The organism is Pseudomonas sp. CROZ-RG-20F-R04-15 (assembly GCF_022662375.1).
Classification (GTDB): domain Bacteria; phylum Pseudomonadota; class Gammaproteobacteria; order Pseudomonadales; family Pseudomonadaceae; genus Aquipseudomonas.
Map to the genome: position 1 here is coordinate 56,570 of NZ_JAKNQL010000021.1, position 26,547 is coordinate 83,116.

At 59.2% G+C, this 26,547-nt stretch carries 17 protein-coding genes, 1 tRNA gene and 1 pseudogene; 14 read left to right on the top strand and 5 right to left on the bottom strand.

All coding sequences use genetic code 11. From position 1 onward, the window contains the following. Window positions 1-126: 126 nt before the first annotated feature. The 13 genes from L8H52_RS23665 (at window position 127) to L8H52_RS23725 (ending at window position 16,232) form a co-directional block, all read left to right on the top strand. Entirely contained in the window at window positions 127-3,873 is a 3,747-nt protein-coding gene (locus tag L8H52_RS23665; RefSeq protein WP_242208958.1) for an EAL domain-containing protein, read from the top strand. Between the two features lie 15 nt (window positions 3,874-3,888). Further along, a tRNA-Ile gene (locus tag L8H52_RS23670) sits at window positions 3,889-3,965 on the top strand. A 145-nt stretch (window positions 3,966-4,110) separates the two neighbouring features. Beyond that, entirely contained in the window at window positions 4,111-5,190 is a 1,080-nt protein-coding gene (locus L8H52_RS23675) for an acyltransferase (RefSeq protein WP_242208959.1), read from the top strand. Window positions 5,191-5,310: 120 nt separating this feature from the next. Next, a complete protein-coding gene (locus L8H52_RS23680; RefSeq protein WP_242208985.1) occupies window positions 5,311-5,772 on the top strand; it encodes an Lrp/AsnC family transcriptional regulator in 462 nt (153 codons plus the stop codon). Between the two features lie 223 nt (window positions 5,773-5,995). Then, the gene (locus tag L8H52_RS23685) at window positions 5,996-7,678 is read left to right on the top strand and encodes an NAD(P)/FAD-dependent oxidoreductase (RefSeq protein ID WP_242208960.1); all 1,683 of its coding nucleotides are present in this window, start codon (window positions 5,996-5,998) and stop codon (window positions 7,676-7,678) included. 12 nt (window positions 7,679-7,690) lie between these two features. Next, window positions 7,691-8,485, top strand: a complete 795-nt coding sequence (locus L8H52_RS23690) for a carbon-nitrogen hydrolase family protein (RefSeq protein WP_242208961.1) — start codon at window positions 7,691-7,693, stop codon at window positions 8,483-8,485. A gap of 38 nt (window positions 8,486-8,523) precedes the next feature. After that, the gene (pqqF, locus tag L8H52_RS23695; protein ID WP_242208962.1) at window positions 8,524-10,938 is read left to right on the top strand and encodes a pyrroloquinoline quinone biosynthesis protein PqqF; all 2,415 of its coding nucleotides are present in this window, start codon (window positions 8,524-8,526) and stop codon (window positions 10,936-10,938) included. A 156-nt stretch (window positions 10,939-11,094) separates the two neighbouring features. Further along, complete coding sequence (gene pqqA, locus L8H52_RS23700; RefSeq protein ID WP_003422658.1) at window positions 11,095-11,169, top strand: pyrroloquinoline quinone precursor peptide PqqA; 75 nt, start codon at window positions 11,095-11,097, stop codon at window positions 11,167-11,169. A gap of 81 nt (window positions 11,170-11,250) precedes the next feature. Next, window positions 11,251-12,162, top strand: coding sequence for a pyrroloquinoline quinone biosynthesis protein PqqB (gene pqqB / locus L8H52_RS23705; protein ID WP_242208963.1), 912 nt, complete (start codon window positions 11,251-11,253; stop codon window positions 12,160-12,162). A 136-nt stretch (window positions 12,163-12,298) separates the two neighbouring features. After that, entirely contained in the window at window positions 12,299-13,051 is a 753-nt protein-coding gene (gene pqqC, locus L8H52_RS23710) for a pyrroloquinoline-quinone synthase PqqC (RefSeq protein ID WP_064365278.1), read from the top strand. Beyond that, complete coding sequence (pqqD, locus tag L8H52_RS23715) at window positions 13,048-13,323, top strand: pyrroloquinoline quinone biosynthesis peptide chaperone PqqD (protein WP_242208964.1); 276 nt, start codon at window positions 13,048-13,050, stop codon at window positions 13,321-13,323. The genes pqqC and pqqD overlap by 4 nt, the downstream gene beginning before the upstream one ends. Further along, window positions 13,295-14,455: a pyrroloquinoline quinone biosynthesis protein PqqE gene (gene pqqE, locus L8H52_RS23720; protein WP_095122580.1), complete on the top strand. Its 1,161-nt coding sequence runs from the start codon at window positions 13,295-13,297 to the stop codon at window positions 14,453-14,455. Before pqqD ends, pqqE begins: the two co-directional genes overlap by 29 nt. After that, window positions 14,421-16,232, top strand: coding sequence for a S9 family peptidase (locus L8H52_RS23725; RefSeq protein WP_242208965.1), 1,812 nt, complete (start codon window positions 14,421-14,423; stop codon window positions 16,230-16,232). The genes pqqE and L8H52_RS23725 overlap by 35 nt, the downstream gene beginning before the upstream one ends. 43 nt (window positions 16,233-16,275) lie before the next feature. Here L8H52_RS23725 and L8H52_RS23730 read toward each other — a convergent pair. After that, a pseudogene (locus L8H52_RS23730) lies at window positions 16,276-17,526 on the bottom strand (aminotransferase class III-fold pyridoxal phosphate-dependent enzyme); the annotation flags it as partial. A 169-nt stretch (window positions 17,527-17,695) separates the two neighbouring features. Here L8H52_RS23730 and L8H52_RS23735 point away from each other — a divergent pair. Further along, window positions 17,696-18,610: a LysR family transcriptional regulator gene (locus L8H52_RS23735; protein WP_242208966.1), complete on the top strand. Its 915-nt coding sequence runs from the start codon at window positions 17,696-17,698 to the stop codon at window positions 18,608-18,610. Between the two features lie 227 nt (window positions 18,611-18,837). Here L8H52_RS23735 and L8H52_RS23740 read toward each other — a convergent pair whose 3' ends face one another. The 4 genes from L8H52_RS23740 to L8H52_RS23755 all read right to left on the bottom strand — a co-directional run bounded on the left by L8H52_RS23740 (window position 18,838) and on the right by L8H52_RS23755 (window position 26,288). Then, on the bottom strand, window positions 18,838-20,616 hold the full coding sequence (locus tag L8H52_RS23740) for an acyl-CoA dehydrogenase C-terminal domain-containing protein (protein WP_242208967.1): 1,779 nt from the start codon (window positions 20,614-20,616) through the stop codon (window positions 18,838-18,840). A 195-nt stretch (window positions 20,617-20,811) separates the two neighbouring features. Then, complete coding sequence (locus L8H52_RS23745) at window positions 20,812-22,608, bottom strand: acyl-CoA dehydrogenase C-terminal domain-containing protein (protein ID WP_242208968.1); 1,797 nt, start codon at window positions 22,606-22,608, stop codon at window positions 20,812-20,814. Between the two features lie 90 nt (window positions 22,609-22,698). Beyond that, window positions 22,699-23,988 carry a GGDEF domain-containing protein gene (locus L8H52_RS23750; RefSeq protein ID WP_242208969.1) on the bottom strand — a complete coding sequence of 430 codons (1,290 nt, stop codon included), beginning with the start codon at window positions 23,986-23,988 and terminating at the stop codon, window positions 22,699-22,701. 197 nt (window positions 23,989-24,185) lie between these two features. Further along, the gene (locus L8H52_RS23755) at window positions 24,186-26,288 is read right to left on the bottom strand and encodes a cytochrome c peroxidase (RefSeq protein WP_242208970.1); all 2,103 of its coding nucleotides are present in this window, start codon (window positions 26,286-26,288) and stop codon (window positions 24,186-24,188) included. Window positions 26,289-26,547 lie beyond the last annotated feature (259 nt).

The following is a 26,547-nucleotide window of genomic DNA, read 5'->3' on the forward strand; positions in this document are numbered from 1 at the left end:
TACCAGAACCCCCGGCCCAGGCCGGGGGTTTTGTTTATATGGCAGATTAAATCCCTCGCAACACCCCTCCCCCGCATACCCCGTCTACACTCGAAACAATCATCCCCGAGCCATAACGAGAGCGTTATGCCCAGATTGGCGTCCGTGCTTTTTTTGCTGTCACTGATGATCTGGACCGCAACGGCTGACGCGCTGACTCTGACCGATGAAGAACGTAGCTGGCTGGCGGCTCACCCGGACTTGCGCCTGGGTGTCGATGCATCGTGGCCGCCCTTTGAGTTTCGCGACGATCAGAGCCGCTATCAGGGCCTGGCTGCCGACTATATCGACGTAATCCGCCAACGCCTGGCGATCAAATTGACGCCCATCGAACCGGTGAGCTGGACGGTGGTGCTGGAACAAGTGAAGTCGGGCAAGATCGACCTTCTACCCGGCATCATGTCCACCCCCGAACGCCAGACCTACCTGTCGTTCACCCGCCCTTATCTCGACTTCCCGATTGTCATCCTCGCCCACATCGGCGGCGCGCAACCACGCAAGCTCGACGACCTGTACGGTTTGAAAATCGCCGTGGTAGAAAACTATGCGCCCCACGAACTGCTGCGCACCCACCACCCCGATCTGAATCTGGTGGCCATGCCCAATGTCAGTTCGGCGCTGCAGGCGCTGGCGACCGACGAAGTGGACGCGGTGGTCGGCGACCTCGCATCCAGCGTCTGGAGCTTGCGCCAGCTCAAGCTCGACGGCCTGTATGTCAGCGGCGAAACCCCGTATCGCTACCAACTGGCGATGGCCGTGCCCCGTGACAACAAGGTACTGGTGGGGATTCTCGACAAAGTACTGGCCGACATGAGCCCGGATGAAATCAGCAGCATTCAGGAGCATTGGGTCGGCAACGTCCTTGATCACCGGACATTCTGGTCGGATCTGCTGGTCTACGGCTTGCCGGGGCTGTTGCTGCTGGTAACGATTCTGGCAGTAGTGATCCGCATCAACCGCCGCCTGAGCTCGGAAATCGCCCGGCGCATCGACCTCGAACAGGAACTGCGCAGCAGCGAATACCACTATCGCGGCCTGGTCGAGAGCCTTTCGGCCATTGCCTGGGAAGCGCGGATGAGCGACTTCACCTACAGCTATGTGTCGCCCCACGCCGAAGACTTGCTCGGCTATCCACAATCCCATTGGCTGATCCCCGGTTTCTGGCACAACATCATTCATCCGGCCGACCTGACTCGCACGCAAAGTTACTGCAAAGAAGCCCTGTGTGAGGGGCGCGATCACATCGTCGATTACCGCGTGATCACCGCTGATGGCCGCTGTTTGTGGGTGCGCGACATCGTCAGCCTGATCGAACATGGCCACGAGCCGGTGATGCGCGGTTTGATGATCGACATCAGCGAAATCAAGCGCACCGAAGAGGCGCTGCAGCTTTCGGAGCAGAAATTCGCCTCGGTCTTCCAGCAATGCCCGGACATTCTGGTGATCGCGCGGCTGTCGGATGGCTGCCTGCTGGAGGTCAATGAAGCATTTGAAGAACAGATCGGACTGAAAGCCGAGGAAGTGCTGGGTCAAACGGCGACCGACCTGAATATCTGGGGCATTCCCGGCGTCGGTCCGGGGCTGCTGCAGCGTTTGCAGGCGGGCAGTATTCGCAATCTGGAAATGCCCTTTCGCCGCAACAACGGCCAGTTGTTCACCGGCCTGATCTCCGCCGAACCGTTTGATCTGGATACCACGCCAGCGCTGGTGGTCGTTGTGCGTGATATCACTCAGCTCAAGGAAACCCAGCAGCAACTGCAAACCTCCGAAGAAAAATTCGCCAAAGCCTTCCATGCCTCGCCCGACGGATTATTGTTGTCACGCCAGAGCGATGGCCTGCTGCTGGAGGTCAACGAAGGTTTCAGCCGCATTACCGGGTTCAACAGCGCCATGTCGGTGGACCGCTCGGCGCTGGATCTGGGGATCTGGGTCAATCTCAATGAACGCAAACAGATGCTCGATCTGTTGCATCGCGATGGTTTCGTCCGTGACTTCACCTGCCACATCCGTCGCAGTGACGGGCAGATTCGTCTCTGCGAGGTCTCCAGCCGTCCGCTGCCGATCGGTGAAGAAGACTGCATGCTGACCATCGCCCGCGACATCACTGAACGTCATCTGATGCAGGAAAAACTGCAACAGGCCGCCACTGTGTTCGAAAGCACCGCTGAAGGCGTGTTGATCACTGACACCCAACAGCACATCAGCGCGGTCAACCGAGCCTTTACCGAGATTACCGGTTACAGCGAAAGCGAAGCGCTCGGGCATACACCGCGCTTGCTCGCCTCCGGCCTGCATGACAGCGCGTTCTACGCGGCAATGTGGCACCAGCTGACCGACGAAGGTCACTGGCAAGGCGAGATCTCCAACCGACGCAAGAACGGCGAGTTGTACCCGAGTTGGCTGACCATCAGCGCGGTACGCAATCGCGACAAGTTCATTACCCACTTTGTCGCGGTGTTTGCTGACATCTCCAGCCTCAAGCATGCCCAAGCCAAACTCGACTATCAGGCGCACCACGACCCACTTACCGGCCTGCCGAACCGCACGTTGTTTGAAAACCGCTTGTTGATGGCACTGAACAGTCAGCAGGAAAACGGCGGTCAGGGCGCCGTGCTGTTTCTCGATCTCGACCGCTTCAAACACATCAACGACAGCCTCGGCCATCCGGTCGGCGACCTGCTGCTCAAGGGCATCGCCGTGCGCCTGAAAGAGCAACTGCGCGACATCGATACCGTGGCGCGTCTGGGCGGTGACGAATTCATCATCCTGCTGCCCGGACTGCAACAGGCCAGCGACGCCGACAACATCGCCAGCAAACTGCTCAACTGCTTTGGTGCGCCGTTCCAGGCCGGCGAGCATGAGTTCTTCATCAGCGCCAGCATCGGCACCAGCCTCTATCCACGGGACGGGTGCGACGTCGCCACACTGGTGAAAAACGCCGACGCGGCCATGTATCGCTCCAAGGCCAAGGGCCGCAACCGCGTCGAGAGCTACACCCGCGACCTCACCGCCCAGGCCAGTGAACGCATCGCGCTGGAACACGAACTGCGTCGAGCCATCGAGCGTGACGAACTATTGCTCTATTACCAGCCGAAAATCAGCCTCGACGACCATCGCCTGGTCGGTGCAGAGGCGCTGATTCGCTGGCGTCATCCGACTTTCGGTGACGTACCGCCAGAGCACTTCATTCCGCTGGCCGAAGAGAACGGCATGATCCTGCAGATCGGTGACTGGGTGCTCGAGACCGCGTGCCGGCAGATGTTCGAATGGAATCAGGTCTACGACAGCCTCGGCCCGCTGTCGGTAAACCTCGCCGGCGCGCAACTTCGCCAACCGAATCTGCTCGGGCGCATCGAACAACTGCTCAAGGACAACCGCCTGCAGCCGGATTTACTGCAACTGGAAATTACCGAGAATTTCATCATGAGTCAGGCTGAAGAGGCGCTGGCGGTGCTGCACCAACTCAAACACCTTGGCGTACAACTGGCGATCGATGATTTCGGTACCGGATATTCCTCGCTCAGTTACCTCAAGCGCCTGCCGCTGGACATCCTTAAAATCGACCAGTCGTTTGTCCGCGGATTGCCCGACGATCCCCACGACGCGGCCATTGTCCGGGCCATCATCGCGCTGGGACGGAGCATGCAATTCACGGTCATCGCCGAGGGCGTGGAAACCCAGGCACAACAACAATTTCTCGCCGTCGAAGGCTGCGAACAGATCCAGGGCTACATCGTCAGCCTGCCGCTACCGCCGGAAGAATTCGCGGCAACGTTTCTTCGTGTAACCGTATCGGATTTTTCGGATAGCACAGCCGAGAAACCGTCGCTATAATCCGCGGCCTACTGAGGGCCTATAGCTCAGTTGGTTAGAGCAGAGGACTCATAATCCTTTGGTCCACGGTTCAAGTCCGTGTGGGCCCACCAAATTGAAAGCCGCGCATTGCGCGGCTTTCGCGTTTCTGGCGTTTGAAAGTAGCCAGCCAACTACACCCGGCCGTACTTGCGCCCGTGAAGCGTAACTTCCAAAATGCCAGCACAGGATGTCTGTCGGCATTAGGGATAAATAACCGTGTACAAACTCTCATCGCTACAAGCTGCCAGAGGACTGGCTGCGCTTTTTGTCGTAGCGTTTCACTCTCTCTTCATCAATGCCAAATATGTGCAAGGCGAAAGCCTGTTACCGGAGCTATTTGTTTTTGGCCAAACCGGCGTGGATCTGTTTTTTGTCATCAGTGGTTTTGTGATGGTTCTGGCTTTTCGCAACAAGTTTGGTCTTAAAGGCCAAGTCGCTGACTTTCTCAAAGGGCGATTCCTGCGAATTTATCCGACCTACTGGGTTTATTTTCTCGCCCTCTTCTTTGTCGCTCAGATCAAACCTGAACTGGTCGGCGGTTCGAAAAATGGGGATGTCGACATGACGTCGTCATTTTTCCTGCTCCCGGATTCAGCGTTACCGCTATTGATGGTTGCCTGGTCGCTTATCCATGAAGTCTGGTTTTATCTTGTGTTTGCCTTGATTCTGATACTGCCGGCCAAGTGGATGACTCATGCATTTGCGTTCTGGCTGATCACGATCATCGGCGTTTCGATCTTCACCCCTACGTCAGACAACCCCTATCTTCGAGTGATGTTCCATGAGTTCTCCATTGAATTCATCTTCGGCGCCTTGGCTGGAATCGCATATCTGCGGCTTTCGTTGCTTACCTCGCAGCCCCTTTTCAGCATTCTCCTGATGGTATTGGCTGGTCTGACCGGCCTCGTCTACGCACTTGCTTCAGACGTAGTCGGCGACGCCGATGTCATTCAATCGATAACCCTGGAGCGTGCATTTGCGATCGGTGGCGGTTACACGCTTTTGCTGTTGGCATTTGCACTGCTGGAAGCAAAAGGTAAATGGATGGCATCCGGTCTGCTCAGATCGGTCGGAGATATGTCCTATTCGTTATACCTGTCGCATGTTCTGACACTGAGCGTGTGCGGACGCCTCTGGGTCATGACGGGACTTAACGGTAACAGCGTCTGGCATGCGCTATTGTTCTGGGCGGTGTCCTACACCGCAGTGCTTGTGGTGGCTTACTTCAGTTATCAGCTAATAGAGCGCAAATTGTTAAATCTATCGCAGCACTTTCGACTACCTGTACGCGCGTAAAGAAACCGCGCATTTGCGCGGTTTCTTTACATGTCCGGGTTCAGCTTCATTGCCTGCAAGCGGCCTGCTGGCTGAGCCTGTAACATGCGCAGGCCAACTATCCGCGCCATGGAGCCGCCCTTGCCAGACACCCGCCCGCCCGCGCTCGATGAAATTGACCGTCAGCTGATCGCCGCACTGCAGATCAATGCCCGCGAGAGCGTGGCCATGCTCGCCCGGCAATTGGGCATCGCGCGCACAACAGTAACCTCACGATTGGCACGCCTTGAGAAGGCAAAAGTGATCACCGGTTATGGCGTGCGCCTCGGTCAACGTGTGATCGATGGCGGATTGCAGGCCTATGTCGGGATCAAGGTGCAGCCGCGTTCCGGTAAAGAAGTTCTACGCCGGTTGAGTGCGATGGCGCAGGTGCAGCAGTTGTGTGCGGTGAGTGGCGAATTTGATTATGTGGCGTGGTTGCGCACCGATTCGCCGGAGCAGCTGGATCAGTTGCTGGATCAGATCGGGAGTGTGGATGGGGTAGAGAAGACGACGACTTCGATCATTCTGAGCAGCAAGATTGATCGGGGGCAGCCGGTTTAAGATTTTGATCGGGCTTCTTGTGGGAATTGCAGGGCCTCTTCGCGAGCTGGCTCGCTCCCACATTTTGGTCGGTGTGCAGCCTCCAATCGTCATATTGGTCGTTAATCTGGCAAAACGACGACACTTTGCGTCTTATTAACGTGTTCTGCGCTCCCTAGAATGGCTGGCATCTTTTCCTATACTCAGACGCGCATCCCGCGTCGGGTCGCCAGCAAGGTCAGCCATGAACAAGAACAATCGCCATCCTGCAGACGGTAAGAAACCAGTCACCATTTTCGGCCCGGACTTTCCGTTCGCGTTTGACGACTGGATCGAACACCCGGCCGGCCTCGGCACAATTCCTGAGCACAACCACGGCGCTGAAGTGGCGATTGTCGGCGCGGGCATCGCCGGTCTGGTGGCCGCTTACGAACTGATGAAGCTCGGTCTGAAACCGGTGGTTTACGAGGCCTCGAAACTCGGTGGGCGGCTGCGCTCGCAGGCGTTCAACGGCACAGACGGTATCGTCGCTGAACTCGGCGGCATGCGTTTCCCGGTGTCTTCCACCGCGTTCTATCACTACGTCGACAAGCTCGGACTTGAGACAAAACCTTTCCCCAACCCGCTGACGCCAGCCTCTGGCAGCACTGTGATCGATCTGGAAGGCAAAACCCATTACGCACAGAAACTGGCGGATCTTCCTGCACTGTTCCAGGAAGTGGCTGACGCTTGGGCGGATGCGCTGGAGGCAGGCTCGCAGTTCGCCGATATCCAGCAAGCCATTCGCGACCGCGACGTGCCGCGCCTGAAAGAGCTGTGGAACACGCTTGTGCCGTTGTGGGACGACCGCACCTTCTATGATTTCGTCGCCACCTCCGAAGCGTTCGCCAAGCTGTCGTTCCATCACCGCGAAGTGTTCGGTCAGGTCGGTTTCGGCACCGGCGGCTGGGATTCGGATTTCCCCAACTCGATGCTGGAAATCTTCCGCGTGGTGATGACCAACTGCGACGATCACCAACACCTGGTGGTCGGCGGCGTCGAGCAAGTCCCACAAGGCATCTGGCGGCATGTGCCGGAGCGCTGCGTGCACTGGCCCGAAGGCACCAGCCTGAAATCCCTGCACCGTGGCGCACCGCGTTCCGGCGTGAAGAAAATCTCCCACGCGCCGGATGGCCGTTTCGCGGTCACCGACAACAACGGCGACACCCGCGAATACGCCGCCGTACTGACCACGTGCCAGAGCTGGCTGCTGACCACGCAGATCGAATGCGACGAAACCCTGTTCTCGCAGAAGATGTGGATGGCCCTCGACCGCACGCGCTACATGCAGTCGTCGAAAACATTCGTGATGGTCGACCGGCCGTTCTGGAAGGACAAGGACCCTGAAACCGGCCGCGACTTGATGAGCATGACCCTCACTGATCGCCTGACTCGCGGCACCTATCTATTCGACAACGGCGACGACAAACCGGGCGTGATCTGCCTGTCCTATTCTTGGATGAGCGATGCATTGAAGATGCTTCCGCACCCGGTGGAAAAACGCGTTGAGCTGGCGTTGAATGCGTTGAAAAAGATCTACCCGAAAGTCGACATCGCCGCGCGAATCATTGGTGACCCCATCACCGTGTCGTGGGAAGCGGATCCGTACTTTCTCGGTGCTTTCAAAGGCGCCCTGCCCGGCCACTACCGCTACAACCAGCGCATGTACGCGCACTTCATGCAGGACGAGATGCCCGCCGAGCAGCGCGGTATTTTCATCGCCGGCGACGACGTTTCGTGGACACCGGCATGGGTGGAAGGCGCGGTGCAGACTTCGCTCAACGCGGTGTGGGGAATCATGAAGCATTTCGGTGGTTCGACACATAAAGCGAACCCGGGCCCGGGTGATGTGTTCAAAGACATCGGCCCTATCGCCCTGCCCGAGTAAGAGGAATCCCTGATGCGTGTAGCCCTTTATCAATGTCCGCCGCTGCCCCTGGACCCCGCCGCCAACCTGCAACGCCTGCATCAATTGGCGATGGAGGCCAAGGGCGCCGACCTGCTGGTGCTGCCGGAAATGTTCATGACCGGCTACAACATTGGCGTCGAAGCGGTGAGCACACTGGCCGAGGTCTACAACGGGGAATGGGCGCAACAGATCGGCCGGATCGCCAAGGCAGCCGGTTTGGCGATTGTGTATGGTTATCCCGAGCGCACCGCCGACGGGCAGATATACAACGCCGTGCAGTTGATCGATTCGCACGGTGAGCGCCTGTGCAATTACCGCAAGACGCATCTGTTCGGCGATCTGGATCGCTCGATGTTCAGTCCGGGCGAAGATGACTTCCCAATCGTCGAACTCAACGGCTGGAGTCTCGGTTTCCTGATCTGCTACGACCTGGAGTTTCCGGAGAATACTCGTCGTCTGGCGCTTGCTGGCGCCGAACTGATTCTGGTGCCGACAGCGAACATGATTCCGTTCGATTTCGTCGCCGACGTTACCGTGCGTTCGCGCGCCTTCGAAAATCAGTGCTACGTGGCCTACGCCAACTATTGCGGCAACGAAGGCGACATCCACTATTGCGGACAAAGCAGCATCGCCGCGCCGGATGGCAGCCGTATCGCTCAGGCTGGATTGGACGAAGCGCTGATCATCGGTGAGCTCGATCGACAGTTGATGCTCGACTCCCGCGCCGCCAATCGCTACCTCAGCGATCGCCGCCCGGAGCTTTACGGCGCGCTCAACCAGCGCTAATCCGCTAGCATTGGCACTTCACTGTTCTGGAAGTGCCCATGCCTGCGCCGACTCATCCCCGCCCCCACACTGAAACCCTGGCCAATGGCTTGCGCGTGACCCTGCGTCATGTGCCCGGTCTGAAGCGCAGCGCCGCTGCCTTGCGCGTGACGGCCGGTAGCCATGACGTGCCGTTGGCATGGCCGGGGCTGGCGCATTTTCTCGAGCATTTGCTGTTTCTCGGCACCGAGCGCTTTCCGGCGGACGAAGGGCTGATGGCCTACGTGCAAGGTCACGGCGGGCAAGTGAATGCCAGCACCCGTGAACGCACCACAGACTTTTTCTTTGAGCTGCCGACGGGTTCGTTCAGCGGAGGGCTGGAGCGTCTGTCAGACATGCTCGCCAAGCCGCGTATGAATCTGCACGATCAGTTGCGGGAACGCGAAGTGTTGCAGGCGGAATTTGTCGCATGGTCACAGGATCCTGCTGCACAACAGCAGTTTGCGTTGTATGAAGGTTTACCGGCAGAACATCCGTTGCGCGGGTTTCATGCGGGGAATCGGGACAGCCTGCAAATTGAGCAGCCCGCGTTTCAACAAGCGTTGAAAGATTTCCACCAGCAGTTTTATCGGACCGGGCAAATGACGTTGAGCCTGGTTGGGCCGCAGGGTCTTGAAGAGTTAAAAGTACTGGCTGAGCAATTTTCGCAAGCCTTACCGGCTGGGGATAACGTTGCGCGGGCTATGCCCCTGCCGTTAGCGGTGAAAAGTTATCAACAGCTCGGTGAGCGACGCGGCAATTTGATGTTTGCGTTCGATGCCTTGCCTGAGGCGTCGGGCGAGGCTCTGGCGTTTCTCTGTCATTGGCTGAACAGCGCCAAATCCGGTGGGTTGCTCGCGCATTTGCAGCAGCAGAAGCTGGCAGATGGATTGAAAGCCGCGCCGGTTTATCACTTTGCCGGGCAAGCGTTGTTGCATCTGGAATTCACCGCGCCATCGGAATCGTTAAACGCCATTCGCGAACAACTGCTCGATTGGCTGAGTTTCTTTGCTCAGCAAGATTGGACGCCATTGCGCAAGGAATACGCAGCTCTGCTGCAACGCCAGCAGCAGGTCAGCGGCGCATTGCAACTGGCGCGGCTCGACAGTGAGCAATTGGAAAATGGCCTGTCCGAGACAGGCGTAACAGCCCTCTCACAGATCCTCGGCGAAATCGGTACTGTGGATAACTTCAGCAAGCACTGGCACCTGCCTGCCGCCAATCCATTCCTGCGAACCAATGAACCCTTGGCCAACGCCGGACTGATCCGTGGCCAGACCAGCGCTCACCGGGGGCTGCGCACGTTTGCTCAGGATCGTTCGCGCGGTCGTCGCGAGCGTTCGCCGATGCAGTTCAGTCAGGCGTTGCCGGACAACGGTGATGAAGGTGCGATTTATCTGCGCTGGCAGGTTGAGGCCGCCGCCAGCACTGATCTGCTATCACGGTTGCAGCGTAGTCTTCGGCAAACGCAGCAAGACGCGCGAGAGGCCGGCGTCGAGCTGACTTTCAGCACCACTGGCAATCAATGGCTGCTGAAGCTCACCGGTCTGCAGGAGCCAATGCCCGGCGTCCTCGAGCTCGCGCTGAAATGTCTGACACAGGTTGACGCCGATTCACCGCTTACTGAGCCGCAAAAGCCTCTGATCCCCATTCGCCAACTGCTCGAAGCGCTGCCGGGACATGTTTTGCCATCAGCCAGAACCGGCGACGAAGCCAATCCCCAGTGGACAACTTCACGCTGGGACGGCCTCGCCCTGGGTCTCAACCCACAAACGCAATCCGCCATGGGCCTGGCCCTGAGCCGTATTCCCGGGACCCCGGACAATCAGTTGCCTGCGCCGACAGCTGTGGCTGCGCAAAAACACTGGAGCCACATCGACACCGCATCCAGCGAGCATGCCTTGCTGCTGTACTGCCCGACTGCCAGCCGCGACATTGCCGACGAAGCCGCATGGCGACTCCTCGCGCAGGTGTGCCAGACGCCGTTCTATCAGCGTCTGCGTGGCGAATTGCAATTGGGCTATGCGGTATTCAGCGCACTGCGCCAGATTCACGGCCAAACGGCCATGCTGTTCGGCGTGCAATCCCCGAACACCCAACCCGTGGAACTGCTTGGGCACATTCGGCAATTCTTCGAAAGCCTGCCAAAGCTGATTGAAAAGATGGATGAGTCGAGCTTCGAGCAACAGCGCCAGAGCCTCGCCGATCAATTCGACGACGCCAATCTGTCCAGCAAAGACGCCGCCGAACTGCTCTGGCAGGCCAGACTCGCCGGCCACTCGTCGGATTATCTTGAGCAATTGCCCGCCGCCATCCTGCAACTGGATCGCCAGGCATTGTTCGCAGCTGCTCAGCGTTTGATCAACGCAGACGGCGGCTGGCTCTGCCTCGCCAGCGATCCGGCGCCCGCAACCCCATGGCAAGCGACAAATTGATCATTACCGAGGCTGCAAGGAGCTTTCTCAAAGATTCACGGGCATTTATCCGGAAATTTTGAGTAACATAGCAGCCTAACTATTTGGAACATCTTTGCGCTGCCGTGGACTATACCTATGGACAGCGCTATCCCACCCACCCTGAAGGAGACACCCATGTCCTGGACAAAACCTGCTTACACCGACCTGCGTATCGGCTTCGAAGTCACCATGTACTTCGCCAGCCGCTGAGTTCTGCTTACGTAGAATTGCAGTGCAACGCCTCGGCTCGCCGGGGCGTTTTATTTTCCGCGTTGAAATGATGGAGTGTTCATGTTCGTCCAGATTCTGGGTTCGGCCGCTGGCGGCGGTTTTCCGCAGTGGAACTGCAACTGCGTCAACTGTGCAGGTTTTCGCGACGGCAGCCTGAATGCCAAGGCCCGCACCCAATCGTCCATCGCGATTTCCGATGACGGCGTGAACTGGGTGCTGTGCAACGCCTCGCCAGACATCCGCGCGCAGCTGCAAAGCTTCGCTCCGATGCAACCGGGCCGCGCCCTGCGTGACACCGGCATCAGCGCGATCATCCTGATGGACAGCCAGATCGACCACACCACCGGTCTGCTCAGCCTGCGCGAAGGCTGCCCGCATCAGGTCTGGTGCACGGACATGGTTCACGAAGACCTCAGCACCGGTTTCCCGCTGTTCAAGATGCTCGCCCACTGGAACGGCGGGCTGGACTGGAACCGCATCGAACTCGACCAGAGTTTCACCGTGGCCGCGTGCCCGAACCTGCGCTTCACCCCGCTGCCATTGCGCAGCGCCGCGCCGCCGTACTCGCCGCACCGCTTCGATCCGCATCCGGGCGACAACATTGGTCTGATCGTTGAAGACCTGAACACTGGCGGTAAATTGTTCTATGCGCCGGGTCTGGGCAAGGTTGATGCGCCATTGCTGGAGATCATGGCCGGCAGCGATTGCCTGTTGGTCGACGGCACGATGTGGGATGACGATGAAATGCAGCGCCGTGGCGTTGGCACTCGCACCGGTCGTGAGATGGGTCATCTGGCGCAAAACGGCCCTGGCGGCATGCTGGAAGTGCTGGAGCAACTGCCAGAACAGCGCAAAGTGCTTATCCACATCAACAACACCAATCCGATTCTCGATGAAGATTCGCCGGAGCGTGCCGAACTGGCGAGACGTAATGTTGAAGTGGCGTTTGATGGCATGAGTATTGTGCTGTAGCGACCGGCCTCTTCGCGAGCAAGCTCGCTCCCACATTGGATCTGTGGCGTTCACAAACCCTGTGGGAGCGAGCTTGCTCGCGAAGGCGTCCGAATAGATACCCAGGATTCCAACGGTTGTTCCCCGGAGAACCGCAATGACTGACACGCCAATGTCCCCCGCCGAATTCGAAGCGGCCCTGCGCGCCAAAGGCGCCTACTACCACATCTACCACCCGTATCACGTGGCGATGTATGAAGGCCGCGCCACTCGCGAGCAGATCCAGGGCTGGGTCGCCAACCGCTTCTACTACCAGGTGAACATCCCCCTGAAAGACGCGGCCATCCTCGCCAACTGCCCCGATCGGGAAATCCGCCGCGAGTGGATTCAACGTCTGCTCGACCACGACGGCGCCCCCGGTGAAGACGGCGGCATCGAAGCCTGGCTGCGCCTCGGTCAAGCGGTCGGTCTCGACCCGGATCAACTGCGTTCCCAGGAACTGGTACTGCCCGGCGTACGTTTCGCCGTCGACGCTTACGTCAACTTCGCCCGTCGCGCCAGTTGGCAGGAAGCCGCCAGCAGCTCGCTGACTGAACTGTTCGCGCCGCAGATTCACCAGTCGCGCCTCGACAGCTGGCCACAGCATTACCCGTGGATCGATCCGGCCGGTTACGAATACTTCCGCACCCGCCTCGGTCAGGCCCGGCGTGATGTCGAGCATGGTCTGGCGATCACGCTCGAGCACTACAAGACCCGCGAAGGCCAGGAGCGCATGCTGGAAATTCTCCAGTTCAAACTGGACATTCTTTGGAGCATGCTCGATGCCATGAGCATGGCCTACGAACTGAACCGCCCGCCGTATCACAGCGTCACCGAACAACGCGTCTGGCATAAAGGAATCACCTTATGAGTTTTGATCGCAGCAAAGTCCCGACCTGGCGTCCCGGCTACCGCTTCCAGTACGAACCGGCGCAGAAAGGTCATGTGCTGCTTTATCCGGAAGGCATGATCAAACTCAATGAATCTGCCGCGCTGATCGGCGGTTTGATTGACGGTCAGAGCGATGTCGCGGCAATCATCGCCAAGCTCAATGAGCAATTCCCCGGCGTGCCCGAGCTCGGTGACGACATCGAGCAATTCATGGAGGTTGCCCGTGCGCAGCACTGGATCGAACTTGCCTGATCTGCCGCCCAAGCCTGAAGTCGGCCTGCCGCTGTGGCTGCTCGCCGAACTGACCTACCGCTGCCCGCTGCAGTGCCCGTACTGCTCGAATCCACTGGATTTCGCCGAGCAGGGCAAAGAGCTGAGTACCGAGCAGTGGATCAAGGTGTTCCGCGAAGCGCGGGAGATGGGCGCAGCGCAATTGGGCTTTTCCGGTGGTGAGCCGCTGGTGCGTCAAGATCTCGCCGAGCTGATTCATGAAGCGCGGCAGTTGGGTTTCTACACCAACCTGATCACCTCCGGCATCGGCCTGACCGAGCAGAAAATCAGCGACTTCAAGAAGGCTGGCCTCGATCACATCCAGATCAGTTTTCAGGCCAGTGACGAGCAAGTGAACAATCTGCTCGCCGGCTCGAAAAAAGCCTTCGCGCAGAAGCTGGAAATGGCCCGCGCGGTGAAGGCCCACGGTTATCCGATGGTGCTGAACTTCGTCACCCATCGGCACAACATCGACAAGATCGACCGCATCATCGAGCTGTGCATCGCCCTGGAAGCCGACTTCGTCGAGCTCGCCACTTGCCAGTTCTACGGTTGGGCGCAGCTCAATCGTGTCGGCCTGTTGCCGACCAAAGAGCAACTGGTGCGCGCCGAACGCATCACCAACGAATATCGGGCGAAACTGGAAGCCGAGGGGCATCCGTGCAAGCTGATTTTCGTCACCCCGGATTACTACGAAGAACGCCCGAAAGCCTGCATGAACGGCTGGGGCAGTATCTTTCTGACAGTCACGCCGGATGGCACCGCCCTGCCCTGCCATGGTGCCCGGCAAATGCCAGTTCAGTTTCCCAATGTGCGCGATCACAGCATGCAGCACATCTGGTACGACTCGTTCGGCTTCAACCGCTTTCGCGGTTACGACTGGATGCCCGAGCCGTGCCGTTCCTGCGATGAAAAAGAAAAGGACTTCGGCGGCTGCCGCTGCCAAGCGTTCATGCTCACCGGTGATGCAAGCAACGCAGACCCGGTTTGCAGCAAATCCGAACATCACGGCGTGATCCTCAAGGCCCGCGAAGAAGCCGAGACCGCCACTCAAACCATCGAACAATTGGCCTTTCGCAATGAACGAAACTCACGCCTCATCGCCAAGGGCTGAGCCTTTCAGCGCCTCGCAAGCCGTCGCTGCCGGCATGGACTTCGCGGAGTTGCAGCTCGGCGCCAATGGGCTGTTCTGGAATGAGTATCGTCCGGAAGATGCCGCGTGCCGGATCTGGCACTGGCGCAATGGCGTGGCGAAATGTTTGACGCCGAATGGCTTCAGCGTGCGCAGTCGCGTGTACGAATATGGCGGTGGTGCGTTTTGTCTGACGCCGGACGGGGTGGTTTTCGTTGCAGAGGCGGATCAGCAGTTGTACCGCCAGAAGCTCGGTGGCGAGCCGCAAGCATTGACCTCGGGTGAGTGCCGTTATGGCGATCTGCATTTTGCTTTCGGCCAAGTGCTGGCGGTCGAAGAACAGCAAGATCAGCATCGGCTCGTAGCAATCGATCTGGCTGACGGAACGCGGCATTTGTTGGTTGAGGGCGCGGATTTTTATGCTGCGCCAACTATCAGCCCGGATGGCCAGCGTTTAGCCTGGATCGAGTGGAGCCGGCCGCATCAGCCGTGGACATCGACTCGACTGATGGTGGCTGAGCGCCTGGCAGACGGTGCATTCAGTTCGCCGCGCTGCGTGGCTGGCGCCGAGATTGAAGAGTCCATTCAACAGCCGCGATTTGATGATGAAGGTCGGCTGTATTGCCTGACTGATCGCGGTGGATTCTGGCAACCGTGGGTTGAGACTTCCGACGGTTTGGAGCCATTGCCTTCTGCGCAAGCCGATCACGCTCCGGCGCCTTGGCAATTGGGCGGCTGCACTTGGCTGCCTGTTGATAATGCGTTTTTGGCGAGCTGGAGCGAAGGTGGTTTTGGTCGCCTGACGCTCGGTGACGAAGATTTCACTGGTGACTACAGCCGCTTCCGTCATCTCGCTGTGGATGAGCGATTTATCTACTGCATCGCCGCCTCACCGATCAGTCCTTCGGCGGTCATCGCCATTGATCGAACCACGCGAGAAGTGAACGTGCTGGTGGGTGGCGTGGCGCCCTTGCCTGCTGAGCGCATCAGTCGTCCGCAAACACTGCGCTACCCAAGTGGTTCAGGCCACGCTCACGGGTTCTTTTATCCAGCCATGAGCGGCGAGACGAAACCACCGCTGGTGGTATTCATCCACGGCGGCCCGACGTCGGCCTGCTACCCGATGCTCGACCCGCGCATCCAATACTGGACGCAACGCGGCTTCGCCGTCGCTGATCTCAACTATCGCGGCAGCAGCGGATATGGCCGGGAATATCGCCAGGCCTTGTACCTGAGCTGGGGTGAGGTGGATGTCGAGGACGCTTGTGCGGTTGTGAGCTATCTCGCCGAGCAGGGTTTGATCGACGGTGAACGCGCATTCATTCGTGGCGGCAGCGCGGGCGGATACACCACGTTGTGCGCGCTGGCGTTCAAACAGGTTTTCCGCGCCGGCGCCAGCCTCTACGGCGTCAGCGATCCGGTCGCGCTGGGCCGGGCGACGCACAAGTTCGAAGGGGATTATCTGGACTGGCTGATCGGTGATCCCGAGCAGGACGCCGAACGCTACGCGGCCCGCACGCCGCTATTGCACGCAAAAAACATCCGCGTGCCGGTAATCTTCTTTCAAGGTGAACTGGACGCGGTCGTTGTCCCGCAACAGACCCGCGACATGGTCACGGCACTCGAGCAGAACGGCATCCCGGTCGAAGCGCATTACTACCCCGACGAGCGCCACGGCTTCCGCCGCGCGGCCAATCAGGCGCATGCGCTGGAGCAGGAGTGGAAGTTCTATCGGCGGGTGATGGGGTTGGCGGACTGATCACCGCGCCCCGTTCAAAGGCGAGTTGCCCATTCGCGAGCAGTGCGGTGCGCACTCGCGAGAAGGCGCGCCCCAGGCGCAGGAGCATTTCGTCGATGTTCGCTTTGCTGACCGTGAGTGCCGGGGTGAAGCGCAGGCAGTTGGCTTGCGGGGCGTTGAGCAGCAGGCCTTCGTGAAGGGCGGCGTGGACTACGGCGTCGGCGGAATCGTCCGACAGGGTCAGTCCGTAGAACAGGCCTTGTCCACGCAATTCGCCGTGGTCATAGCGGTGCGCCAATCGGGCCAGGCCCTCGCGCAGATGCTGGCCGTTGTCGTTGACCTGCTGGAGAAAGCTGCGGTCGTGCACGCTGTCGAGCACCACTAAACCGGCCGCTGTCATCAGCGCGTTGCCGTGATGCGTACCACCGAGTTCGCCCGCCTCGAAACAGCACGCTTTGCCCCGCGCCAGCAGCGCCGCCAATGGCACTCCACCGCCAAGTCCTTTGCCGAGCACGACGATATCCGCGCGCACGCCATAGGACTGCTCAGCGAGCAAAGAGCCGCACCGACCGATGCCGGTTTGCACTTCGTCGAGGATCAGCAGAATGCCCAGTTCACGGCACAGGCGCTCAACACCTTTGAGGTAATGCTCGGTGGCAGGCATAACCCCGGCATCGCTTTGAATCGGTTCCAGCATGATCGCCACGGTCTGCGCATCAACCGCCGCGTGCAGCGCCGGCAAATCGTTGAACGGCACCGGATCGAAACCCGGCAGCAACGGCGCAAACCGGTTGTGCAGGTTGCAGCTATCGGAAGCGGAAATTGTCGCCAGACTGCGACCGTGACAACCCTGATTCGCGACAATAATCCGCGAGGCACCGCCGCGATGCAGTTGCCCCCACTTGCGCGCCAGTTTGATCGCCGCTTCACAGGCTTCGCTGCCGCTGTTGAGCAAGTACGCCTGATCGCTGGAAGTGGCGGCGCACAGACGCTCGGCGAGGCTGAGCATGCCGCGATTATGCAGATTGAAACCGGGGTTGATCAGCGCCTGAGCCTGGCTGCTGATGGCTTTGACCAATGCCGAGGGGCTGTGGCCAAGGCTGTTGGCACCGCCGGCCTGGGAAAAATCGAGGTACGCGCGGTCGTTACTGTCCCACAACCACGAACCCTGCCCCCGGACGAACACCTGCTGCGGCCGTTCGATGCTGGGCATCAAGCGCTCGGCGCTCAGATTCTCGCTGTGATCAGAAGGATTGGCCTCGAAAGCGAGGTCATCCAGACTCGGCGTCTGGCGCCGCAAACTGAACAGATTCATTGGAAAAAACCTCGTTCGAGGTTTTTTGAACTGCCTATGCAAACACTGTCGAAGCGAACGCTATTCATCGCGCTTTCTGGCCCTGCAAGCCTTGTGAATGCGGTTAGACTAGGCGCACTGACGCCTGCGGGCCATTTCGATTTCCCAGCATTTTCGATAAGCGTTACTTATGGATTTCAAACAACTGCGTTATTTCGTCGCGGTCTACGAAGAAGGTCATGTCGGCCGCGCTGCCGAGCGCCTGTCTATCTCGCAACCGGCACTCTCACAGCAGATCCGCCAACTCGAGCAAAACCTCGACGTCACTCTGTTCGAACGCAGCAGCAAACGCCTGCTGCCAACTCTCGCCGCGCACACGCTGTACAACCATGCCTTGCCATTGCTTGATGGATTGCAACGGGCGCGCGAGGCATTGGGCAACTTCAAGGGCCAGGCCTTGCGCACACTGGCAATCGGCGTGCTGCAAACGGTGCACACCAGTCTGGTGCCGCAAATGCTTGAGCGGGTGCGCAAGGCGCAGCCACATCTGGTGGTGCAGATTTATGAATTGACTGGACTTGAGATCGAGCGGCGTTTGCTAAATGGTTCTTTGGACATTGGCATCAGTTATCTACCGCCGCGCCAACCGGGTCTGCACGGCGTGATGCTCTACGAAGATGAACTGACGCTGGTGATCCCGGCGGATCATCCATTGCGTGAATTCAAGAAAGTCTCGATGCGCCAGGCTGCCGAACTGCCGATGTTGCTGCTGGGCGAAGAATTCCAGATCCGCCAGATCTGGCAGGCGCAACTGACCGCTCTGGGGCGACGTCCACAGGTGCAGGCAGAGCTGAACAATATGGTGGGGATTCTCGACAGTCTGCCGCACACCAAACTGGCGACGGTGCTGCCGGGGCGTTCACAGAAGGAATACGACGATCAGGATCTGCTGTGGAAACCGCTGAGCGAGCCACGGGTGCCGCTGAAGGTTGGGTTGGTCTGTCGCGATGTGCAGCGTCAGCAGGCGCCTTTGGCGCTGTTGCAGACATTGCTGGAGGAAGTGATGGAGCGTAAAGTGCGGCCAGAGAGAGATCCTTTGGTCTGAGCACTTTTCTTCAGGCAAAAGAAAACCCCGCCGAAGCGGGGCTTTGCAGACTGTTTCCCTGACATCCATTTCACTCCGCCACCCTGGCAGAATCCTACGTGTCCGTGTTGTTGCTTTGCGCTTCCTGCGCGACGTCCATGAAATGTAGATTAGCCGTGGATCCAATCTACGCATATGGGAGAACAGCAGCACGTCATGTAAGAGAATGCTTACATGACGCTATCGCATCAGAATTGCGCCGCATCCAGCAGGAACAGCGACTCGCTACCGGCCTTCACTGACGCGCTCAACGAGTGAATTCGCGGCAGCAGACGGGCGAAGTAGAAGCGCGCAGTGCCGAGCTTGCTGGCATAGAAATCGTCCTGCGCTTCTTTGCCCAATGAGGCTTTGGCCATCAATGCCCACATGTAGGCGTAAGAAACGTATCCAAACGCTTGCAGATATTCGACCGACGCTGCGCCGATTTCGTTCGGGTTGTTTTTCGCCCGATCCAGCAGCCACGACGTCAGCTCGTCGAGGGTGTCGACGGCATCGTTTAGCGGCTTGGTGAATTCGCCCAGATCGGCACTGGCGGTAGCGGTGAAGTGGCGAATCTCGTCGGCGAACAGCTTGTAGAACGCGCCGCCGCTGCCAACGATCTTGCGCCCGACCAGGTCCAGCGCCTGAATGCCGTTGGTGCCTTCATAGATCTGGGTGATGCGCACGTCACGCACCAATTGCTCCTGGCCCCACTCGCGGATATAGCCGTGGCCGCCGAAAATCTGCTGGCCGTGTACGGTGGTTTCCAGACCGAGATCGGTGAGGAACGCTTTGGCCACCGGCGTCAGCAACGCGACCAGATCTTCCGCACGCTTACGGGTGGTGGCGTCTTCGCTGAACTTGGCGGTGTCGAGTTGCATCGCCACGTAAGTGGAGAACGCCCGGCCGCCTTCGTTCGAGGCTTTCATGGTCAGCAGCATGCGCCGCACGTCCGGATGGACGATGATCGGGTCAGCGACCTTGTCTTTGTTCTGCGCGCCGGTCGGAGAACGGCTTTGCAGACGGTCGCGGGCGTATTCAACGGCGTTCTGGTACGAGCGCTCGCCGGTGGCCAGGCCTTGAATGCCGACGCCCAGACGCTCGTAGTTCATCATGGTGAACATCGCGGCCAGGCCTTTGTTCGGCTCGCCGACCAGATAACCGACGGCTTCGTCGAAGTTCATCACGCAGGTCGCGGACGCCTGGATGCCCATCTTGTGTTCGATCGAACCGCAGGTCGCCGGGTTGCGTGCGCCCAAGCTGCCATCGGCATTGACCATGAATTTCGGCACGAGGAACAGCGAGATGCCCTTCGGGCCCGCCGGGGCGTCCGGCAGTTTCGCCAGCACCAAGTGAATGATGTTTTCGGTGAGGTCGTGTTCGCCACCGGTGATGAAGATCTTGGTGCCACTGACCTTGTAGGAACCGTCGGCCTGAGGCTCGGCCTTGGTACGAATGATCCCCAGGTCGGTGCCGGCGTGCGGCTCGGTCAGGCACATGGAACCTGCCCAGACGCCGGCGTACATGTTCGGCAGGTACGCGGCTTTCAGCTCTTCACTGGCGTGGGCGTTGATCGACAGGCAGGCGCCGGCGGTCAGCATCGGGTACAGACCGAAGGACAGGCTGGCGGAGTTGACCATTTCTTCAACCTGCGCCGACACGGCTTTGGGCATGCCCATGCCGCCGTAGGCCGGATCACCGCCAACGCCGACCCAGCCACCTTCGGCATACGTCTGATAAGCCTGTGGGAAACCGGCCGGGGTGGTGACAGCACCGTCAGCCCAATGGCAACCTTCTTCGTCAGCGGCGCGGCTCAGCGGCGCGATGCTTTTGCTGGTGACCTTGCCGGCCTCTTCGAGAATGGCTTCAACAGTTTCGGCGTCGACGGTCTCGGCCAGCGCCGGCAGTTCGGCCCAGAGTTTGGCGACTTCGAACACTTCATTGAGGACGAAGCGCATATCGCGCAGCGGCGCTTTGTAGTCAGCCATGGCAAACCTCGCAAGATCTAAACAGGTGATTCGTGGAATGATGTTTTCTGGGCCTGAGTGTACCCCAACAACTTTTGCGACACATAGGGTCAACCGGTGACCGATTTGTTATTTTTAGTCACCGCAAAAAATTGCAGCCCCGCCAACCCCAGATTCCCTGTGGAGCTGCCGCTGGCTGCGATTTTTTGATCTTCCCTAAAGCGCAAACAACTCCGCCGGCAACTTCATCAAACACTCACTCCCCGCCTCAATCGCCGCCCGATGCGCAGCCGTACGCGGCAACAAGCGTTTGAAGTAAAACTCGCACGTCGCCAATTTGCCCCGCAGGTAATCAGCCTCACCCTCGCCCGCGTCCAGTTGCGCCTGTGCCACCAACGCCATGCGCAACCAAAGGTACCCGAGAATGATGTAACCGCTGTACATCAGGTAATCCACCGACGCCGCGCCCACTTCATCAGGGTTCTTCATGGCCGCCATGCCGACCTTCATGGTCAGGTCGCCCCACTGCTGATTCAGCTCGTTGAGCTGCGCAACAAAACTGCCCAACTGCGGATGCTCGGCGTTGGCCGCGCAAAGCTTGTGGACGATTTTGGTAAAACCGCGCAGCAATTTGCCCTGACTGCCCAGCACCTTGCGCCCCAGCAGATCCAGCGCCTGAATGCCGTTGGTGCCCTCATAGATCGGCGCAATCCGGCAATCGCGCACCAGTTGCTCCATGCCCCATTCGCGAATAAATCCGTGGCCGCCAAATATCTGCATGCCGTGGTTGGTCACTTCCAGCCCGGTGTCAGTCATGAACGCCTTGCAGATCGGCGTGAGGAATGCCAACAGGTCTTCCGCCTCCTGCCGCGCCTCGGCGTCGCTGCTCAGGTGCGCGACATCGAGCAGTTGTGCGGTGAAATAGGTCAGCGCGCGATTGCCTTCGTTGAAGGCCTTCATGGTCAGCAGCATGCGCCGCACATCCGGGTGGACGATGATCGGGTCGGCCGCTTTGTCGGGGGCTTTGGCGCCGGTCAACGAGCGCATCTGCAAGCGGTCGTTGGCGTATTTGATCGCACCCTGGAAGCTCGCCTCGCCCAGACACAACCCCTGCATGCCGGTGCCGAGCCGCGCGTGGTTCATCATGGTGAACATGCAGTTCAGGCCCTTGTTCGGCTCGCCGATCAAAAAGCCCTTGGCGCCGTCGAAGTTGAGTACGCAAGTGGCCGACGCCTTGATACCCATCTTGTGTTCGATCGAACCGCAGGACACACCATTGCGCGCGCCCGCCTCGCCTGCCGTATCCGGCAAGAACTTCGGCACGATAAACAGCGAGATGCCCTTAGTCCCGGCCGGTGCATCCGGCAGTTTCGCCAACACCAGATGGATGATGTTGTCGCTCATGTCGTGCTCGCCGGCAGAGATGAAAATCTTGCTGCCGGTGACCGCGTAGCTACCGTCGGCCTGAGGCACGGCGCGGGTCTTGATGATGCCCAGGTCGGTGCCGCAATGGGCTTCGGTCAGGCACATGGTGCCGGTCCATTGCCCGGCGGTGAGTTTGCTCAGGTAAGTTTCTTTTTGTTCGGCAGTGCCGTGGGCATGGATTGCCGACATCGCGCCGTGGGTCAGGCCCGGGTACATGCCCCAGGACGTGTTGCTGGAGCCGACCATTTCGCTGATCACCAATCCCAGCGAACTCGGCAGGCCTTGGCCACCGTAAACCGGATCCGCCGCCAGACCGTGCCAGCCACCCTCCACGTATTGTGCGAAAGCCTGCTTGAAGCCTGTAGGCGTTGTCACCACACCGTTGTCGAAATGGCAGCCCTCTTCGTCACCGCTGCGATTGAGCGGTGCGAGTACGTTCTCACAGAACTTCGCGCCTTCTTCAAGGATCGCGTTGATCATGTCCGGGCTAGCGTCGTCCGCGCCGAGGCTGGCGTAATTGGCGTGGAAGTCGAAGACGTGGTCGATCAAAAAGCGCATATCGCGCAGGGGAGCTTTGTACTCAGGCATGGTGGCTTCTCCGTCAGCAGATTTCCTCAACCTACTGCCGGCCACCACGCCAAACAATCATTGTGCAGACGCTGAATGCGCCGTCATCACTCAACCTGCGGCCGTGTCCATGCGTACTGCACCGCGACGGTTTTGTCCGTATGCCATCACGCAGTTACGCCCCGCACCTTTTGCAGCGTAGAGCGCCTCGTCAGCTGACTTGAGCACTTGTTCCGGGTTGCGCTGCTCCACTCGCTCAGCGACGCCGATGCTCACCGTCACCGATACGCTGGAAGCACCCGAGCCGGCGCGGCGCTGACGACCCTGTTGGTCATCCTGTGGACGGTTTTCCTGATTGCGCAATTGAATGCTGTAGGAAGCAATCGACTCGCGGATCACCTCAAGATGCGGCATGCATTCTTCAAGGGTTTTGCCTGCAAACACCAGGGCAAATTCCTCACCACCGTAGCGATACGCCCTACCGCCCCCGCTGATTTTCGACAGCTTGCTGGCGACCAGACGCAGTACCTGGTCACCGACATCGTGACCGTGGGTGTCGTTGAATTTCTTGAAGTGGTCGACGTCGCTCATCGCCAGCACGTAGTTGCGGCCAAGTCGCTGCATGCGCTCGTTGAGTGCGCGGCGTCCCGGCAGACCGGTGAGTTCGTCGCGGAAGGCCATTTGATAAGCCTCGTGCGCAACCGCAGCGGCAATCATCAACATGACCTGGCTGCACATGATGTTCAGGGTAAACGGCAGGATGAAGGTTTTCGGCAACATCCAGAACACCCCGAGCAGGCCGACCAGTTGCGCCGCATGCAGCGGGCGCGGATTGCGCCAGTATTGCCAGGCCAGGAGCACGAACGCCGAGATAAACACCGGATAGGACAGCTGGATCAGGCTCATCCACGCGCCGTGCAGCGCCGGCCAGCGGATCTCCGACAGCCAGATCAACAATGCCTGGGGATAACTTTGCTCAAGGCCCAACGCCACACTGCCGAAGGCCAGCAACACGGCGAACCGCGCGACCATGTCCTGAAACAGATGCGTGCGCTCCTGCCACGCCGCGAACAGGCCAAACAACAACGGAAGCAGCAAACAGACGAGGTGGAAGACCACTGCAGCGTCTTCGCGGACCTTGCCGTTGTCGCGGTAATAGTCGGTCTGGGTATCGAGCAGAAAGTAGGCGATGTACACCGTAAGCATCAGAAACAGTTCGCGCTGACGTCGGTAAACCGCGCAATAAGCGCCACCCAACAACAGCACCAACGTCGGCAGCACGTTGAACAGCGAGGTGAAAAACACGTTGAGGTCTTTGACGTACGCAGCCGCCAACCCCGCGAGTAACAACAGCAGTGAAGGTAGGAAATGGCTGAAACGTACAGCGGAAGAACGCGGCAAGGGTAAGCTCCGACCCGTCATATCAAAGAGATGGCATTGTGCCTGCAATGTGGCCAGTTAAGCACACACAATGTGATCCAGATCACACGCAGTCTCTTTAACGGCAGAAAACCCGACTATCTGAGCGATTTGCCAAGTTTTTTGCCCGATTTGCCATGCTGGCCACCATCACTGATGGCCAGGCCTGGAAATATTCCTCACAAATCGTTGTAGAACGGCAGTAATGGCCCCTCCGCCGTGCTTCGCCCCTCGGCGCCGTAGGGCTTGAGATTGAGTGCAGCGTCCGCTGCCTGGCGAGTGGTGACTTTCGGGCTGGCCGGACGTTGGGTCACGGCATTTTCATCACCGATATGGCCCTGCGGGAGGACCAGTGACGGATGATCGAACGGCGCCCGTTCCCAGGCCACACGTGGATCGGTCAGGCCGACTTCCATGAATTTCACCAACGCGTCGATCTCATCGGGAGTCAGGTTGAGGTTGGTCATGTCCGGATCGAGGTTCGACGTATTGTGCTGATTCGCCGAAGGATGCTCGAAACCGCTGGTGTTGTTGGCGTCTTCGCCACGACGGTCGCCGCCACGGTTGTAGAACTCCATCACCTGTTTGAGCGTGGCGCGGCTGCCGTTGTGGAAGTACGGCCCGGTCAGCGCGATGTTGCGCAAGGTCGGCGTCTTGAAGGCGCCGTCGACCGAATCGCGAAAGTTGACGTTGGGTTTGAGCGTCGCGTCGCACGGAATCGCTGCGCTCAGCGGCGCCTCGAAAGTACAGACATCGACGTCCAGCGGATCGGGAATGCTGCCACCTTGCAACAGCTTGTTGTACTGACGGCTGAATGACCACGGATTACCCCAGGCATCTGACCCGCCAAGCGCCAGGTCTTCGGATGTCGGGCGCACGCCGGTGTTGTAGAAACCGTTGTCGTAGAGCGTGGTGAGGTTGTCGGCCATGACCATGCGTTCGATGCGCTCACGCGGGTGCATCAGCAGGCGACTGGCAGCGTTGGTCAGCTCCGCGCCGCCGTGGCAATTGACGCATTTGCCCTTACCGAGAAACAGATTCATGCCCTGAACTTGCTGCGCGTTCATCGCGGTTGAATCGCCTTGCAGATAGGCATCAATCGGCGCCTGGTCAGAGATCAGGGTGGATTCGTACATCTGAATCGCCAACCCGAAGAACAGCGGGAAGTTGGCTTCCATCTGCGTATACGGCGCACCGCCGACCAGCACATTTTGCGTGGCATTCCACAGGCGTGGCTGGAAGGCGTTTTTGATCAATTCGCGATAAGTCGGACGCCGCGCGCCGGATACCGAAGCGAGTACTGAGTCATTGGAGGAAATCCGCTGCTGCTTGAGCATCAACTGATCGAGCATGCGCCGGCCGATGTCGGCAAAGGTGCGGCCGCCGCAGGACATTTCCACCGCACTGCCGGGTGGGCCCACGGCTTGCGAGGCGGCAGACGCGTCGCTCAGCGCCAACCTGACTTTGCTTGCCACGGTGCTGCGCTCGCTGGTCACGTAAATCCCGGCATCAGGATCGCGATTGCCGAACGGCGAGAAGCCGTTGAACACGTTGTTGGCCCGGCCGTCCCAGAAGTTGCGCACATTGAACGCGGCGTTGATCACCGACGGCGCATTTCGCCCGGTGCTGCGGCGTACGTTGATGCCGCCGACCTGGAAAATGCCGTCGGGCTGCTGGGTGCATTTGTCGAAACGTGGCTGATTGGGTTTGACGAAGTTGGCATCGAATACACCTTGAGAGCCGACCACGTCATCGGTCGAATACACGATCGGTGAGTTGCGCTCCAGTGGATTACTCAGCAAGTGGGTCGGGAAATCGGTTTTCTTCAGCGTGTAGTTCGGGCCGCCCTTGCCGCCGGACAGGGTTGCGTAGGACGCCACATCGCCGGGAATGTCCGACGCGACAAAGGGCTTGTTGAAAATCGAGGCGACGTTGGCGTTGGTGTGCGCCTGGCCGGGGTTGAGCTGGTTAGTGATGCGGTGATCGACGCCGGCGTGGTAGTGGCAGGATGCACAGGCCGTGGCGCCGTCACTGCCGACTTCCATGTCCCAGAACAGCGCCTTGCCCAGCAGGATCGCGGCGGAGCGGTTTAGCACGTAGTCAGTCATCAAGTCGACCTTGCGCCCGCCTTCGGTTCCGGAGGGATCGGGCGGAACCATGCCACGCAAGGATTGCAGGCTTGGCACTTCCGGTACGGGCGGATCGACTTCCACAGGATCAGCCGCCATGGCGCCGCAGGCACTAAGTGTGAGGGTTAACCCGACAAGTCGACAGATGTTCATATGCTTCACCCTGACGTTGTTGTTATGAGTTCGCCGGGCGAGAGGCGTCGTGAAACAGCACAGGATTTCTCGTGAGCGCCGGTTAATCAGCGCAGTGCAATTAATTGGCCATTCCACCGTGAAACATTTTGAATCAATAAACGCGGGAAGTGCGCCGTGTCAGATCACCGTTTCTGCTGGGGAATCGCCCCCAGAGTAGGGGGGTAAATCCAACGCAAAAAAAACCGCTGCCCCGAAGGAGCAGCGGTTTTTTCAAGCG